4 protein-coding genes, 27 tRNA genes and 3 rRNA genes are annotated in these 14205 nt (G+C 47.4%); 1 reads left to right on the top strand and 33 read right to left on the bottom strand.

The genetic code is table 11. The features are described from left to right. Positions 1 to 494: 494 nt before the first annotated feature. Complete coding sequence (locus ACYQ2N_RS00565; RefSeq protein ID WP_459996789.1) at positions 495 to 887, top strand: CoA-binding protein; 393 nt, start codon at positions 495 to 497, stop codon at positions 885 to 887. An 87-nt stretch (positions 888 to 974) separates the two neighbouring features. Here ACYQ2N_RS00565 and ACYQ2N_RS00560 read toward each other — a convergent pair. From ACYQ2N_RS00560 to ACYQ2N_RS00400, 33 genes are all read right to left on the bottom strand, one after another. Next, a tRNA-Gly gene (locus ACYQ2N_RS00560) sits at positions 975 to 1048 on the bottom strand. Positions 1049 to 1053: 5 nt separating this feature from the next. Continuing rightward, positions 1054 to 1130, bottom strand: a tRNA-Met gene (locus ACYQ2N_RS00555). A gap of 1 nt (position 1131) precedes the next feature. Beyond that, positions 1132 to 1206: transfer RNA gene (locus ACYQ2N_RS00550), tRNA-Asn, on the bottom strand. 7 nt (positions 1207 to 1213) lie between these two features. Then, positions 1214 to 1304: transfer RNA gene (locus ACYQ2N_RS00545), tRNA-Ser, on the bottom strand. Between the two features lie 10 nt (positions 1305 to 1314). Next, positions 1315 to 1399 (bottom strand) — tRNA-Leu (locus tag ACYQ2N_RS00540). Between the two features lie 5 nt (positions 1400 to 1404). Next, positions 1405 to 1480, bottom strand: a tRNA-Thr gene (locus ACYQ2N_RS00535). Between the two features lie 64 nt (positions 1481 to 1544). Next, positions 1545 to 1621: transfer RNA gene (locus ACYQ2N_RS00530), tRNA-Arg, on the bottom strand. A gap of 7 nt (positions 1622 to 1628) precedes the next feature. After that, positions 1629 to 1703, bottom strand: a tRNA-Gly gene (locus ACYQ2N_RS00525). Between the two features lie 6 nt (positions 1704 to 1709). Further along, positions 1710 to 1785: transfer RNA gene (locus ACYQ2N_RS00520), tRNA-Lys, on the bottom strand. Positions 1786 to 1795: 10 nt separating this feature from the next. Further along, positions 1796 to 1870, bottom strand: a tRNA-Gln gene (locus tag ACYQ2N_RS00515). Between the two features lie 50 nt (positions 1871 to 1920). Continuing rightward, a tRNA-Met gene (locus tag ACYQ2N_RS00510) sits at positions 1921 to 1995 on the bottom strand. Positions 1996 to 2018: 23 nt separating this feature from the next. Continuing rightward, positions 2019 to 2102, bottom strand: a tRNA-Tyr gene (locus ACYQ2N_RS00505). A 6-nt stretch (positions 2103 to 2108) separates the two neighbouring features. Continuing rightward, positions 2109 to 2184 (bottom strand) — tRNA-Asp (locus ACYQ2N_RS00500). An 11-nt stretch (positions 2185 to 2195) separates the two neighbouring features. Beyond that, positions 2196 to 2271: transfer RNA gene (locus tag ACYQ2N_RS00495), tRNA-Val, on the bottom strand. A gap of 69 nt (positions 2272 to 2340) precedes the next feature. After that, positions 2341 to 2416 (bottom strand) — tRNA-Glu (locus tag ACYQ2N_RS00490). 181 nt (positions 2417 to 2597) lie between these two features. Further along, a tRNA-Gly gene (locus tag ACYQ2N_RS00485) sits at positions 2598 to 2671 on the bottom strand. Positions 2672 to 2676: 5 nt separating this feature from the next. After that, positions 2677 to 2753: transfer RNA gene (locus ACYQ2N_RS00480), tRNA-Met, on the bottom strand. A 1-nt stretch (position 2754) separates the two neighbouring features. Beyond that, positions 2755 to 2829: transfer RNA gene (locus tag ACYQ2N_RS00475), tRNA-Asn, on the bottom strand. 7 nt (positions 2830 to 2836) lie between these two features. Next, positions 2837 to 2927 (bottom strand) — tRNA-Ser (locus tag ACYQ2N_RS00470). Positions 2928 to 2937: 10 nt separating this feature from the next. Further along, positions 2938 to 3022: transfer RNA gene (locus ACYQ2N_RS00465), tRNA-Leu, on the bottom strand. 5 nt (positions 3023 to 3027) lie between these two features. Then, positions 3028 to 3103: transfer RNA gene (locus tag ACYQ2N_RS00460), tRNA-Thr, on the bottom strand. Positions 3104 to 3167: 64 nt separating this feature from the next. Next, positions 3168 to 3244 (bottom strand) — tRNA-Arg (locus ACYQ2N_RS00455). Positions 3245 to 3251: 7 nt separating this feature from the next. Next, positions 3252 to 3326, bottom strand: a tRNA-Gly gene (locus tag ACYQ2N_RS00450). Between the two features lie 6 nt (positions 3327 to 3332). Beyond that, positions 3333 to 3408, bottom strand: a tRNA-Lys gene (locus ACYQ2N_RS00445). A 10-nt stretch (positions 3409 to 3418) separates the two neighbouring features. Further along, positions 3419 to 3493 (bottom strand) — tRNA-Gln (locus ACYQ2N_RS00440). 50 nt (positions 3494 to 3543) lie between these two features. Beyond that, positions 3544 to 3618, bottom strand: a tRNA-Met gene (locus ACYQ2N_RS00435). Positions 3619 to 3728: 110 nt separating this feature from the next. Further along, a tRNA-Glu gene (locus tag ACYQ2N_RS00430) sits at positions 3729 to 3804 on the bottom strand. A 470-nt stretch (positions 3805 to 4274) separates the two neighbouring features. Beyond that, entirely contained in the window at positions 4275 to 5444 is a 1170-nt protein-coding gene (locus ACYQ2N_RS00425; protein ID WP_459996787.1) for a Ger(x)C family spore germination protein, read from the bottom strand. Further along, positions 5441 to 7051: a spore germination protein gene (locus ACYQ2N_RS00420; RefSeq protein ID WP_459996785.1), complete on the bottom strand. Its 1611-nt coding sequence runs from the start codon at positions 7049 to 7051 to the stop codon at positions 5441 to 5443. Before ACYQ2N_RS00420 ends, ACYQ2N_RS00425 begins: the two co-directional genes overlap by 4 nt. Before the next feature lie 2 nt (positions 7052 to 7053). After that, positions 7054 to 8166: a GerAB/ArcD/ProY family transporter gene (locus ACYQ2N_RS00415; protein ID WP_459996783.1), complete on the bottom strand. Its 1113-nt coding sequence runs from the start codon at positions 8164 to 8166 to the stop codon at positions 7054 to 7056. Between the two features lie 391 nt (positions 8167 to 8557). Beyond that, positions 8558 to 8674 (bottom strand): 5S ribosomal RNA (gene rrf / locus ACYQ2N_RS00410). A 132-nt stretch (positions 8675 to 8806) separates the two neighbouring features. Next, positions 8807 to 11715: ribosomal RNA gene (locus ACYQ2N_RS00405) — 23S ribosomal RNA — on the bottom strand. 373 nt (positions 11716 to 12088) lie between these two features. After that, positions 12089 to 13655: ribosomal RNA gene (locus ACYQ2N_RS00400) — 16S ribosomal RNA — on the bottom strand. The 16S, 23S and 5S rRNA genes sit together here, the layout of an rRNA operon. Positions 13656 to 14205 lie beyond the last annotated feature (550 nt).

The raw sequence follows: 14205 nt of genomic DNA, 5'->3' as shown, positions 1-14205 counted from the left end.
TGTTCTTTGTGTCGCGTAGGACATGACTCAAACACGATGTTTGAGATTAGACACCGCCACGGATGGCAAGGTGTCGGATGTCCGAGAGCGACCAAAGACCAAAAACCACATCGCCGTATTGGCGACTGACGGAATTTTATATTAGCATGACATCTTTTTGATGTCAACTACTTTTTTATTCCGCCCGCTGTTACCGGCATTTTTTGGCATCGCTTGCCGTGACGCTTAATTATAATATCATGCAGGTTTATCGCTGTCAATACTTTTCATTTAGTTTAATTTATAGTTTTCTTTACCATTTTTTGCGCCGCTACCACGTCAAAATACTGCTAATGTTTTTGTCGAACTACCCCCGTTTGCGGTTCACTTAGAAGTGGAGCTTCCCGGCGAAACACAAGCCTAATTAGCCTATTACCCATATATATTTGATTTAGATCATTGTTTAAATTAAACTAGAAACAATGAATCTAAATCAATAAAAGGAGGTTTCTTTAATGGCGGTTGACATGCAAGAATTTCTCAAACAGGATAATTGGGCCGTGGTCGGGGTATCCGCTGACCCCAGCAAATACGGAAACAAAGTCTACCTCCAACTCAAAAAAGCAGGATATAATGTCTATGGAGTAAATCCGAACCTCGATAGTTTTGACGGAGATAAAATTTACCCTAATCTTGGAGCACTTCCGATTGTACCCGACGCCGTAAGTGTAGTAGTGCCTCCCAAAGTTACCGAGCAAGTAGTTAAAAACTGCATTGACTTGGGAATCAAGAGGGTTTGGATGCAGCCAGGAAGCGAAAATGAAGAAGCTGTTCGAAACGGAGAAGAGCACGGAATAGACGTTGTTTATAACCAATGTGTTCTAATTCAAACCAGGGACAAAATTTAGAACTAATATGTAGAACTTTACAGAGAATTTCTTTCCTCAACACTATTAAAACCGCACCCCAAGAAGGTGCGGTTTATTATCATTTTATGGAGCGGGTGATGGGAATCGAACCCACGTAGCTAGCTTGGAAGGCTAGTGCTCTACCATTGAGCTACACCCGCAGCTTTGGTAGCAGGGGGGGGATTTGAACCCTCGAATGAGCGGGTATGAACCGCTTGCCTTAGACCACTTGGCTACCCTGCCGTGGCTCCCCGAGCAGGACTCGAACCTGCAACCTACCGGTTAACAGCCGGTTGCTCCACCATTGAGCTATCGAGGAATATATCTGGCGGAGAAGGAGGGATTTGAACCCTCGCGGCAGTTACCCACCCTAACGGTTTAGCAAACCGTCCTCTTCAGCCACTTGAGTACTTCTCCGTAAATATTCTGGTGCGGAAGACGGGACTTGAACCCGTACGGTGTTACCCACACGCCCCTCAAACGTGCGCGTCTGCCAGTTCCGCCACTCCCGCTTCAATGGAGCCGTTAACCGGGATTGAACCGGTGACCTTATCCTTACCAAGGATACGCTCTACCAACTGAGCTATAACGGCATTTTCAACTACTCACTCACAGTTTCTCACACTTATTAATTTTTGCAGCTCTCTTTTGAAAAAATGGTGCGCTCGGAGGGATTCGAACCCCCGGCCTTCTGATTCGTAGTCAGACGCTCTATCCAGCTGAGCTACGAGCGCATTCTCCTGGAGCGGGTGACGAGATTCGAACTCGCGACTTTCACCTTGGCAAGGTGACACTCTACCACTGAGTTACACCCGCATGTCATGGTGAGCCATCCGCGACTCGAACGCGGGACACCCTGATTAAAAGTCAGGTGCTCTACCGACTGAGCTAATGGCTCACAAAAAAAATGGCTGGGGTGGCTGGATTCGAACCAACGCATGCCAGAGTCAAAGTCTGGTGCCTTACCGCTTGGCGACACCCCACTGTTAAATATATTAAATCATCAGAACTTCCGTTCGATGATTTAATGACTTGGTTGCGGGGGCCGGATTTGAACCGACGACCTTCGGGTTATGAGCCCGACGAGCTACCACTGCTCCACCCCGCGACGATATTGAGTTATTTAATTAGTGGTGGGCAGGGATGGATTCGAACCACCGTACCTTTCGGAACAGATTTACAGTCTGCCGCCTTTAACCACTCGGCCACCTACCCACTATATGGCGACCCCGATCGGACTTGAACCGACGATCTCCTGCGTGACAGGCAGGCATGTTAACCACTACACCACGGGGCCGGATTCGATATTGGTGGGCGATGACAGGATCGAACTGCCGACATCCTGCTTGTAAGGCAGGCGCTCTCCCAGCTGAGCTAATCGCCCGTATTCGATGCGAGACGCACGATTAAGATTAATATTCGGGCTTCTGGCTTCGTACCTCGGATTTCGAAATGGTGACCCGTACGGGATTCGAACCCGTGTTACCGCCGTGAAAGGGCGGTGTCTTAGGCCGCTTGACCAACGGGCCATTTTTAACGAGAACATTTGTTAGTATATCCGAATCAAAATAAAAAGTCAATACTTATTTCAAAATCCGAAAATAATTCTCAAGTTATTTAGGCTATTTTCAAGTTGATTTCTAAACACTTTGTTGTGAAAATACCACAGGAAAACCGCACCCCAAGAAGGTGCGGTTTATTATCATTTTATGGAGCGGGTGATGGGAATCGAACCCACGTAGCTAGCTTGGAAGGCTAGTGCTCTACCATTGAGCTACACCCGCAGCTTTGGTAGCAGGGGGGGGATTTGAACCCTCGAATGAGCGGGTATGAACCGCTTGCCTTAGACCACTTGGCTACCCTGCCGTGGCTCCCCGAGCAGGACTCGAACCTGCAACCTACCGGTTAACAGCCGGTTGCTCCACCATTGAGCTATCGAGGAATATATCTGGCGGAGAAGGAGGGATTTGAACCCTCGCGGCAGTTACCCACCCTAACGGTTTAGCAAACCGTCCTCTTCAGCCACTTGAGTACTTCTCCGTAAATATTCTGGTGCGGAAGACGGGACTTGAACCCGTACGGTGTTACCCACACGCCCCTCAAACGTGCGCGTCTGCCAGTTCCGCCACTCCCGCTTCAATGGAGCCGTTAACCGGGATTGAACCGGTGACCTTATCCTTACCAAGGATACGCTCTACCAACTGAGCTATAACGGCATTTTCAACTACTCACTCACAGTTTCTCACACTTATTAATTTTTGCAGCTCTCTTTTGAAAAAATGGTGCGCTCGGAGGGATTCGAACCCCCGGCCTTCTGATTCGTAGTCAGACGCTCTATCCAGCTGAGCTACGAGCGCATTCTCCTGGAGCGGGTGACGAGATTCGAACTCGCGACTTTCACCTTGGCAAGGTGACACTCTACCACTGAGTTACACCCGCATGTCATGGTGAGCCATCCGCGACTCGAACGCGGGACACCCTGATTAAAAGTCAGGTGCTCTACCGACTGAGCTAATGGCTCACAAAAAAAATGGCTGGGGTGGCTGGATTCGAACCAACGCATGCCAGAGTCAAAGTCTGGTGCCTTACCGCTTGGCGACACCCCACTGTTAAATATATTAAATCATCAGAACTTCCGTTCGATGATTTAATGACTTGGTTGCGGGGGCCGGATTTGAACCGACGACCTTCGGGTTATGAGCCCGACGAGCTACCACTGCTCCACCCCGCGACGATATTTGAGGTGTGAAGCGTAGATTTGTTATTAAGACCGCCTCAGCTATCCTCTTTTAGATTAATGTTCTTGTCCCGAACTTCTAACCAAATGTCGAAATTAGTATTTGGTGACCCGTACGGGATTCGAACCCGTGTTACCGCCGTGAAAGGGCGGTGTCTTAGGCCGCTTGACCAACGGGCCACGCTCACAGTGCATTATATATGATAATGTACCGCAATCATCTTGTCAAATGTTTTTTTGAGGAATATCTTTTTGATATTTTATAGTACTATGGACAAAATATATTAAGAAATTTTACCTAGGAGAGAATTAGTTTGACTAAAGCGAGACTGTTTTTGATAAGCCACAATTTAACGAAACGAGTGTAAATAAAGTTCCAATTTCATGTCTTCAGCATATCTGGCAGATCTCCCCAGGTAAGAACGCACGTTTTCACTCCATCTATCTGCAAAATTTACATCGTCCGCTTCGGATAGTTTTGAACCTCCTGTTCAAGTCATGGCGCGTGCGGAACTTCCAACGTCCTGTTGGTCGGCCATTTCAGATTTTTGTTCTCTCAAAACTGCACAGATTATTTTTTAAACTGTCTTTAGATTCTTAATCAACTTTAGTGCCTGCTGAAAATCCTTTCGTCCTTAGCATTTCAATCCTTACTTTTCTGTTTTTAAACCTTTCAGCATACCCGTAAGCGACAACCTGGAATTAACCTTCACCTCAACTTCAGCTTGAGGAAACTCCTCCTCCCACTGCTCCATTACCTTATTCCACTCCTTGGGAAATTCTCGCATGGTTGCCTCGCCCAGGCCCAAAATATCTAATTTGTATTCTTCCTGGGCTTTCCGTATTAAAGCAACTATTTCTTTTTCAACAGCTTGGCGTTCTTCATCTTCCAAAACAGCAATCATTTCCGAGTTCAAATCTTCAATACACATTTGCTCTCCAAGATTGCTGTTAACATCCACTTCTATGGTATATTTTAGCATACCCATTTCCAACCTGGGTTTAATCTTGCTTTTAGCCCTTATAATTTCCAGAGATATCGATTTATCCGGATGTTCCGGACACGGAATGATAATAACCCCGCTTTTTACTTTATCCTTTATCCATAAATATCCCCTGGTTTCTAAAGGGTTAAGCCAGTCGATCAGCCTATCTTTCCGAAAAACCCCAGCTCCTTTCAGAATTAGTTCTTCTTCGTCATCCTGCCCGGATTTATTTTTGCTGATTCTGCCGATGACCGGATGGCTCGACTGTGAAGTTAGCATATTAGTAACGTCCAAAAGATTAACCGCTACGCTTTTCGATAAAGCACCAGAATCTTTAATCATCCGCTCTAAATGACTGGCCGGGATTTTTTCTAATCCTGCATCACCAGAGATAATTTCTGAAGCCTCTCCTGGGGTTACTAAAACCCAGGTTTGAAGACGCATTTCATGATCCCGGATAAACCAGTCAATAACTGGTAGAATCCCATCCTTAGCCATATTTTCTCCAATGACAATAACCATGGTATGTGGCCAAAAAAGCTTGCGCCCCGATTTTTCCACATAATTCCTGACGGCTTCAAAAACAGTATTGCCGCTGCTCTTTACGATCCATACCCCTTTTTCTTTTCCTGATCCGCCTTCTGAGGGGCTTTTGAGTGCTCCTGGTTTAATAATCTGAACGGTAAGCTTAATCTTTTGATCTTGTCCTTTATCAACCCCAACTGCCGCAACAATCGCCAACCGGTCTAGTTCTTTGCGATTCCAACACCCCGTTGTTAAAAGGGTGACGAATAAAATGCATAGGAGAAAAACAATTCCCCTCTTTCCCCTCATGATCCCTCATTCCTTTGATCTTTATTCGGAGACGGTTTACCTGAACTCCCCCTAACCTGGTTTTTGCCCCTTAAAAGCCTGGAACGGAAAATTTGAGTCCAGAGGGGGGCCCGGATGAACACATCTTTTAATTCTTCAAAATTCATTGGAGCCACAGGGGATAGGTAAGGAATACCAAAAGAACGTAATTTCATCAGGTGAATAGTGATGAACAAAATTCCCATTAACAAGCCAAAAAAACCAAGGCTGCTGGCACAAAACAAAAAAAATAACCGCATGAGCGCCATCGCATCCGCTATGGCAGTAACTACAAAACCAGCAATAGCAGTAAGTGCCACGACAATTACCATCGGGTTGCTGATAAACCCAGCACGTACCGCCGCTTCTCCCAATACCAAAGAACCTACAATGCTTACAGATTGGCCGATCGGCCTGGGCATCCGAACACCTGCTTCCCGCATGATTTCAAAAACCAATCCCATCACAAAGACTTCGATATAGGCAGGGAAAGGAACCCCCTCCCTTGCACCGGCCATGCTGATGAGCAAAGGCGTTGGGATCATCTCCGGATGAAAACTCTGCAAAGCAACATATAGAGCCGGAGACAAAGTTGAAATAAAAAAGGCGGTATAGCGAATGATCCGAATAACCGTTGAATAATAAGGCCTTGAATAATAATCTTCAGCGCTTTGAAACCCTTCAATCAGCAAATAGGGAACGGTTAATACAAAAGGTGTCCCGTCAACCAAGATCCCTACTCTGCCCTCGAGCAGTTTAGCTGCCAGAATATCCGGTTTTTCCGTGTTGCCAATGGTTGGGAAAATCGAAGTTGGGGCATCCTCAATCAGTTGTTCGATATAACCGCTTTCCAAAATAGCATCAATCTCAATCCTTTGAAGGCGTTTTTTTACTTCCGTAAGCATTTTTTCATTGACGATTCCTTCTATATAGGCAATATAAACTGGGGTTTTGGTTTGCCGACCTAAGTTCAAGCTGTCAAAACGCAACTTCTCATTTATAATTTTGCGGCGCAACAGTGCTGTATTAACCCCTATAGTTTCTGTAAAACCCTCACGAGGGCCCCGAACGACTGCTTCAGTATCCGGTTCCTCTACCCCCCTCGCTTCAAAACCCCTGGTCCCGATGATCAACAAGGCAGTGTGAAAACCATCCAGTAGTAAAGCCGTATCCCCGGACAAAATCCCGTTGATCACTTCTTGTAAAGCCGTGGCCTCCCGAACACCGCTATTCGGTAAGGCACAACTTTTAATTTTCTCAAAAAAATTTCCCTGCTCCATGTTTTTCAGCTCTTCATTTTGAACAAGCTCAGACATCAAAGGCTTTAAAATTGTGGTATTGGTAATTTCCGAGCTGATCAAACCGTCAATATAAATGAGACCTGCCTTCTTGTTAAGATCAAAGCCGAGTGAAAATTCCCGATACACCACATCGACACTGCCTTTAAACCGTTCTTTGATTTGCGACAGGTTTACCTCCAGCCGGGAGTCCAGATCGGAAGATTCTGATAGAGCGGTCTCCGAAATTCTATTTTCGGTTGATATATTTTTTTTTGCCGAATTCCAAAGCTGAGTTAATATTTTTAGCATCTTTATCCCTTCTTCTTGATCCAGATCGGTTTCTTTCGATGTCTAAGGAGGCTGACAAAGAAAAGCAGAGTTGTTAAACCTCCTTCTACCGGTAAAGCAAGATAAGGAAAAATCTTTTCAAAAAGAGTATCCGTTTCGGTAATATTACGAAACAATAGTATCGTTATGATGAAAACCGCAACCCCAATGAACGGGGTAAGAGGCTTATAATCTGGCAGGTTTAACAGTTGTGCAAACCCAAGCGTACTAACATAATAAAGCATAGTTATACTTAGAAAACCGGCTGCAACCCAAAAAATCATAACCAACGGTTCTAATCGTTCAAAAAAATCTCCTACTTCGATCATTTGGGCAAGGCTGTACAAAGGAAAACGCAATTCGGAACACAGGTTGGCTCCGAAGACCATGATCACAACTAACAAATTTATAATGATCAGAAGGGTTCCCGTAACCACCCCTCCTAATTTTGCTTTTAAGGTATCTTTGGGGTTGTTATGATAAGCCATAAAGACACCCATAATGATACAGATCCCATATAAGCTCCCGGGCAAAAGGCTGTTCTGTAAATCTTCCCACATACTCATTTGAAATACCGGTTTTAGGTTTTCGAGTTTAATATTGTTAACATTAAAAGCAAAGGATATTAGTAATGTAATTAGGACCAACGGGCCAATCAGTTCACTTAACCTCCCTATGGGCTCCAAACCTGCGTTTACTGCGTAAGCAGCCACTATGAGCATAATAAGATAAAAAACACTCTGCGGCGTTTCAGGCATAACTGCTGTGGTCAGTAAACCGATTATGATATTCAAACCAAAACTAGTAGTTAACAAAAAAAATAACACAAAAATTAACCCAACTCCCTTGCCCAAAAACCTCCCCAAGATCTCCTCACTGTACTCAAACATGGTTTGATTAGGATACCTGAGTCCGAGGACGTAGAGAACGACGGCGACCACCGCGTCAATCCCCAGGGCAATGAGCATGACAATCCAAACATCCTGTTTCGTACGAGAGATAATAATAGAAGGAAGATTAAAAAGAGAAATACTTAAAATCAAAGCAAGAATTAAAAAAAAGAATTGCCGACTAGATATCTTTCCCTTTTCCAACATTTCTTCATCCACCAATTTCGACTATTGTTAACAATATTAGTCTGCCCCTAATCCACTTCTATATGTGCATCCTGTTTCAGGACTAGCTGGCAAACTTCCAAATGCTCCTTAGTAAGAAAAGAAGAAAGAGCATCATGTTTCGGTGCTCTTTCTTGCTTACCGGACAACTATCTGCGAAGGCTGACTAACGCCACACGGCAAACTCACAACGAATACTTTCGCCGTGTGACGATAGTGTCCGGTGGACATTATCGCCGAGGGCGCTTCTCCATATTTAACTTACCGCCCGAGGATCGATCGGGTGGAACAGACCCCATAGAATCTTTCACAGATTAAGTTTTCACGCAGTGAAAAGCAAAGAGACTACCAAAAGATAGTCTCTTCACATGTCACCTGGCAACGACCTACTTTCCCAGGATTCTGCAATCCAAGTATCATCGGCCCTGGAGGTCTTAACTTCCGAGTTCGGGATGAGATCGGGTGGAACCCCTCCGGCATTGTCACCAGATTAAGTTTGAGTTAGAACGTTGTTCCTTGCGAACTCTGTTCTCTCAAAACTGCACAGATCTTTTTGTCTTAGGATCATTTACTCACTTTAGTTTGAGCCCAAGTGAGCCTAACCTCTTGTGTGGCTTAATTTTAGGTCAAGCCCTCGACCGATTAGTACCAGTCAGCTCCACACGTCACCGTGCTTCCACATCTGGCCTATCAACCTGATCATCATTCAGGGGTCTTACCAGCTTATGCTGTGGGAAATCTCATCTTGAGGCCGGTTTCGCGCTTAGATGCTTTCAGCGCTTATCCGATCCGGATATAGCTACCCAGCGGTGCCTCTGGCGAGACAACTGGTACACCAGTGATCCGTCCATCCCGGTCCTCTCGTACTAGGGACAGATCCTCTCAAATTTCCTGCGCCTGCGACGGATAGGGACCGAACTGTCTCACGACGTTCTGAACCCAGCTCACGTACCGCTTTAATGGGCGAACAGCCCAACCCTTGGGACCTACTACAGCCCCAGGATGCGATGAGCCGACATCGAGGTGCCAAACCTCCCCGTCGATATGGACTCTTGGGGGAGATAAGCCTGTTATCCCCAGGGTAGCTTTTATCCGTTGAGCGATGGCCCTTCCACTCGGTACCACCGGATCACTAAGCCCGACTTTCGTCCCTGCTCGACTTGTAAGTCTCGCAGTCAAGCTCCCTTCTGCCTTTACACTCTGCGAATGATTTCCAACCATTCTGAGGGAACCTTTGGGCGCCTCCGTTACTCTTTAGGAGGCGACCGCCCCAGTCAAACTGCCCACCTGACACTGTCCTCAACCCCGATTCAGGGGCCTAAGTTAGAACTTCAGTACGAAAAGAGTGGTATCCCACCGGCGACTCCACCAAGGCTGGCGCCCTAGCTTCTTAGTCTCCCACCTATCCTGTACATTCCTTACCAAAATCCAATGTCAAGCTACAGTAAAGCTCCATGGGGTCTTTCTGTCCTGTCGCAGGTAACCCGCATCTTCACGGGTATTACAATTTCGCCGAGTCCCTCGTTGAGACAGTGTCCAGATCGTTACGCCTTTCGTGCGGGTCAGAACTTACCTGACAAGGAATTTCGCTACCTTAGGACCGTTATAGTTACGGCCGCCGTTTACTGGGGCTTCAATTCAAAGCTTCGCTTGCGCTAACCTCTCCTCTTAACCTTCCAGCACCGGGCAGGCGTCAGCCCCTATACTTCTTCTTTCGAATTTGCAGGGACCTGTGTTTTTGTTAAACAGTCGCCTGGACCTCTTCTCTGCGACTCCTATTCCTAGGAGCACCCCTTCTCCCGAAGTTACGGGGTCATTTTGCCGAGTTCCTTAACGAGGGTTTTCTCGCGCGCCTTAGGATTCTCTCCTTACCTACCTGTGTCGGTTTACGGTACGGGCACTCTCTCGCTCGCTAGAGGCTTTTCTTGACAGCTTGGAGTCAGTTACTTCGCTACTTAATTTCGCTCCCCTTAACCTCTCAGGACTTAGCGAGGCGGATTTGCCTACCTCACTCCCTACTGGCTTGGACGTGCTCAACCAACGGCACGCTTAACTTATCCTTCTGTGTCACCCCTTCACTCAAACGCTTAAGAGTGGTACTGGAATTTCAACCAGTTGTCCATCACCTACGCTTATCGCCTCGGCTTAGGTCCCGACTTACCCTGGGCGGACGAGCCTTCCCCAGGAATCCTTAGGTTTTCGGCGGGAGGGATTCTCACCCTCCTTTTCGCATACTCATACCGGCATTCTCTCTTCCAAGCGCTCCACCATTCTTTACAGAATAACTTCGCTGCACTTGGAATGCTCCCCTACCCCTGCCACTATAAGTGGCAAGCCATAGCTTCGGTGATACGCTTGAGCCCCGTTACATTTTCGGCGCAGAACCACTCGACCAGTGAGCTATTACGCACTCTTTGAATGGTGGCTGCTTCTAAGCCAACATCCTGGTTGTCTGGGCAATTCCACATCCTTTTCCACTTAGCGTATACTTTGGGACCTTAGCTGATGGTCTGGGCTGTTTCCCTCTCGACTATGAAGCTTATCCCCCACAGTCTGACTCCCAATCTAAATTATTTGGCATTCGGAGTTTGATAAGGTTCGGTAACCTGGTAAGGCCCCTAGCCTATTCAGTGCTCTACCGCCAATAATCATCAATTGAGGCTAGCCCTAAAGCTATTTCGGGGAGAACCAGCTATCTCCGTGTTCGATTGGCATTTCACCCCTACCCACAGCTCATCCCCTGCCTTTTCAACGACAGTGAGTTCGGGCCTCCATCCGGTTTTACCCGGACTTCACCCTGGCCATGGGTAGATCACACGGTTTCGGGTCTACAGCATGTAACTCGTCGCCCTCTTCAGACTCGCTTTCGCTTCGGCTCCGGCTTCTCGCCTTAACCTCGCTACATACCGTAACTCGCCGGTTCATTCTACAAAAGGCACGCCATCACTCCTAAGAGCTCTGACTGCTTGTAAGCGTACGGTTTCAGGTTCTTTTTCACTCCCCTCCCGGGGTGCTTTTCACCTTTCCCTCACGGTACTGGTTCACTATCGGTCGCTAAGGAGTATTTAGCCTTGGGAGGTGGTCCTCCCTGCTTCCCACGGGGTTTCTCGTGTCCCGCGGTACTCAGGATACTTTCACAGCAAGTCTATCTTTCACCTACAGGAGTGTTACCTTCTCTGCTGGGCCTTTCCAGACCGCTTCGATTAGATTTCCTTGCTTAATAGAAAGTCCTACAACCCCGGCTTCCGAAGAATCCGGTTTGGGCTCTTCCCTCTTCGCTCGCCGCTACTACGGGAATCGATTATTCTTTCTCTTCCTCCGGGTACTTAGATGTTTCAGTTCCCCGGGTTGTCCTCTCTAACCTATGTATTCAGTTAGAGATAGCTGGATATGACTCCAACTGGGTTGCCCCATTCGGGTATCCACGGATCAAAGCCTGCTTGCGACTCCCCGTGGCGTTTCGCCGTTGACCGCGCCCTTCTTCGACTCTTAGCGCCTAGGCATCCACCGTACGCCCTTATTAGCTTGACCTATTTTCGCCAACACTTTAAGGTTCGTTCTTTATGAATCCTTTGACAAAAAGATCTCTCTGTGCAGTTTTCAAAGAACAGGATCGAGGTCAGATGCACGATGCACGACTTCGGCGTTCCCTTACGGGCCTCCGGCTTCGTGCCTCGCACTTGGATAATCTGGTCCCTCAAAACTAAACAACAAGACTTAAGCAGATTGCCAAAGCAATCACGCCGCCAATGGTTTTGCCGTTTCCGGCTTGAAGTCTGTTATAACTTCATTAAACTCTCATCCAGTTTTCTTTCCTTCGTCCGAAAACTAAGGAGCAGAACTTCGATTTGAGTCTCGACCATAGGATTAGTTTAGCAATAGCTTGCTAAACATGTCTCCTTAGAAAGGAGGTGATCCAGCCGCACCTTCCGATACGGCTACCTTGTTACGACTTCACCCCAATCATCTACCCCACCTTCGACGGCTGCCTCTCTTGCGAGTTAGCCCACCGGCTTCGGGTGTTGCAAACTTTCGTGGTGTGACGGGCGGTGTGTACAAGGCCCGGGAACGTATTCACCGCAGTGTGCTGACCTGCGATTACTAGCGATTCCGACTTCATGCTCTCGAGTTGCAGAGAACAATCCGAACTGAGACCGGCTTTCTCGGATTTGCTTCACCTCGCGGCTTCGCGTCCGTCTGTACCGGCCATTGTAGCACGTGTGTAGCCCAGAACATAAGGGGCATGATGATTTGACGTCATCCCCACCTTCCTCCGGTTTGTCACCGGCAGTCTCTCTAGAGTGCTCATCTTTCATGTTAGCAACTAAAGATAGGGGTTGCGCTCGTTGCGGGACTTAACCCAACATCTCACGACACGAGCTGACGACAACCATGCACCACCTGTCTCACAGTTCCCTTTCGGGCACTCCCATGTTTCCACGGGATCCTGTGGATGTCAAGCCCTGGTAAGGTTCTTCGCGTTGCGTCGAATTAAACCACATGCTCCACCGCTTGTGCGGGCCCCCGTCAATTCCTTTGAGTTTCAACCTTGCGGCCGTACTCCCCAGGCGGAGTGCTTATTGTGTTAACTGCGGCACAGAAGGGGTCGATACCCTCTACACCTAGCACTCATCGTTTACGGCGTGGACTACCAGGGTATCTAATCCTGTTTGCTCCCCACGCTTTCGCGCCTCAGCGTCAGTTACAGTCCAGAAAGCCGCCTTCGCCACTGGTGTTCCTCCACATATCTACGCATTTCACCGCTACACGTGGAATTCCGCTTTCCTCTCCTGTCCTCAAGATAACCAGTTTCCGGTGCAATCCAGAGGTTGAGCCTCTGCCTTTCACACCAGACTTAATTACCCGCCTACGCGCCCTTTACGCCCAATGATTCCGGACAACGCTTGCCCCCTACGTATTACCGCGGCTGCTGGCACGTAGTTAGCCGGGGCTTCCTCCTTGGGTACCGTCATGTAGCTACAATGTTTTCATAACTACCGTTCGTCCCCAAAGACAGTACTTTACAACCCGAAGGCCTTCATCATACACGCGGCGTTGCTCCGTCAGACTTTCGTCCATTGCGGAAGATTCCCCACTGCTGCCTCCCGTAGGAGTCTGGGCCGTGTCTCAGTCCCAGTGTGGCCGTTCACCCTCTCAGGCCGGCTACTGATCGTTGCCTTGGTAGGCCTTTACCCCACCAACTAGCTAATCAGACGCGGGTCCATCCATAAACGGTAGCATGTTCAGAGGCCACCTTTCCTTAAAGCCCGATGCCGAGCCCTAAGCTTATCCGGTATTAGCCCTCGTTTCCAAGGGTTGTCCCGGTCTTATGGGTAGGTTACCCACGCGTTACTCACCCGTCCGCCACTAAAAATCTTTCTAAGCAAGCTTATTAAGATTCTCCGTTCGACTTGCATGTGTTAGGCACGCCGCCAGCGTTCGTCCTGAGCCAGGATCAAACTCTCCATAAAAGTTTTATCTTACTTCTTTAAAAGTTTGTCTTGTCAACTTACTTCTTTAGAAGTTCGATTCTTCTTAAGAGATTTTGATCGCTCAAAATCAATTTCTCAGTTACGGCTGATTGCTCAGCTAAACTGACGAGTTACATTGGCGTCTTGTTGTTTAGTTTTCAAAGATCAGGATGTTCTTTGTGTCGCGTAGGACATGACTCAAACACGATGTTTGAGATTAGACACCGCCAAACAAGTGCGACAGTCCCACTGGGACTATCGGGATGGCAAGGTGTCGGATGTCCGAGAGCGACCAAAGACCAAAAACCACATCGCCGTATTGGCGACTGACGGAATCTTATATTAGCATGACATCTTTTTGATGTCAACTACTTTTTTATTCCGTCTTAAATCTTTATTTGTTGAACTACCGTATAGAGTTCAACAAGTTCGCAAGATTCATCAGCCTTACAGTTACCCGCTTGCGTGATGCTTAGTTATAATAGCACTACTTTTATAGGATTGTCAACACCTCTTAAATTCATCTTATTACTTCCTCAAATCCTATATT

It is taken from the genome of Paradesulfitobacterium aromaticivorans (assembly GCF_054657415.1).
Note: the sequence above shows the minus strand (reverse complement) of the source record. Positions and strands in the feature narration are given on the sequence as shown.

Excerpts from the sequence above, each read along its gene's own strand:
- ACYQ2N_RS00565 (WP_459996789.1), top strand. The coding sequence starts at position 495 with ATGGCGGTTGACATGCAAGAATTTCTCAAACAGGATAATTGGGCCGTG.
- ACYQ2N_RS00425 (WP_459996787.1), bottom strand. The coding sequence starts at position 5,444 with ATGAGGGGAAAGAGGGGAATTGTTTTTCTCCTATGCATTTTATTCGTC.
- ACYQ2N_RS00420 (WP_459996785.1), bottom strand. The coding sequence starts at position 7,051 with ATGCTAAAAATATTAACTCAGCTTTGGAATTCGGCAAAAAAAAATATA.
- ACYQ2N_RS00415 (WP_459996783.1), bottom strand. The coding sequence starts at position 8,166 with ATGTTGGAAAAGGGAAAGATATCTAGTCGGCAATTCTTTTTTTTAATT.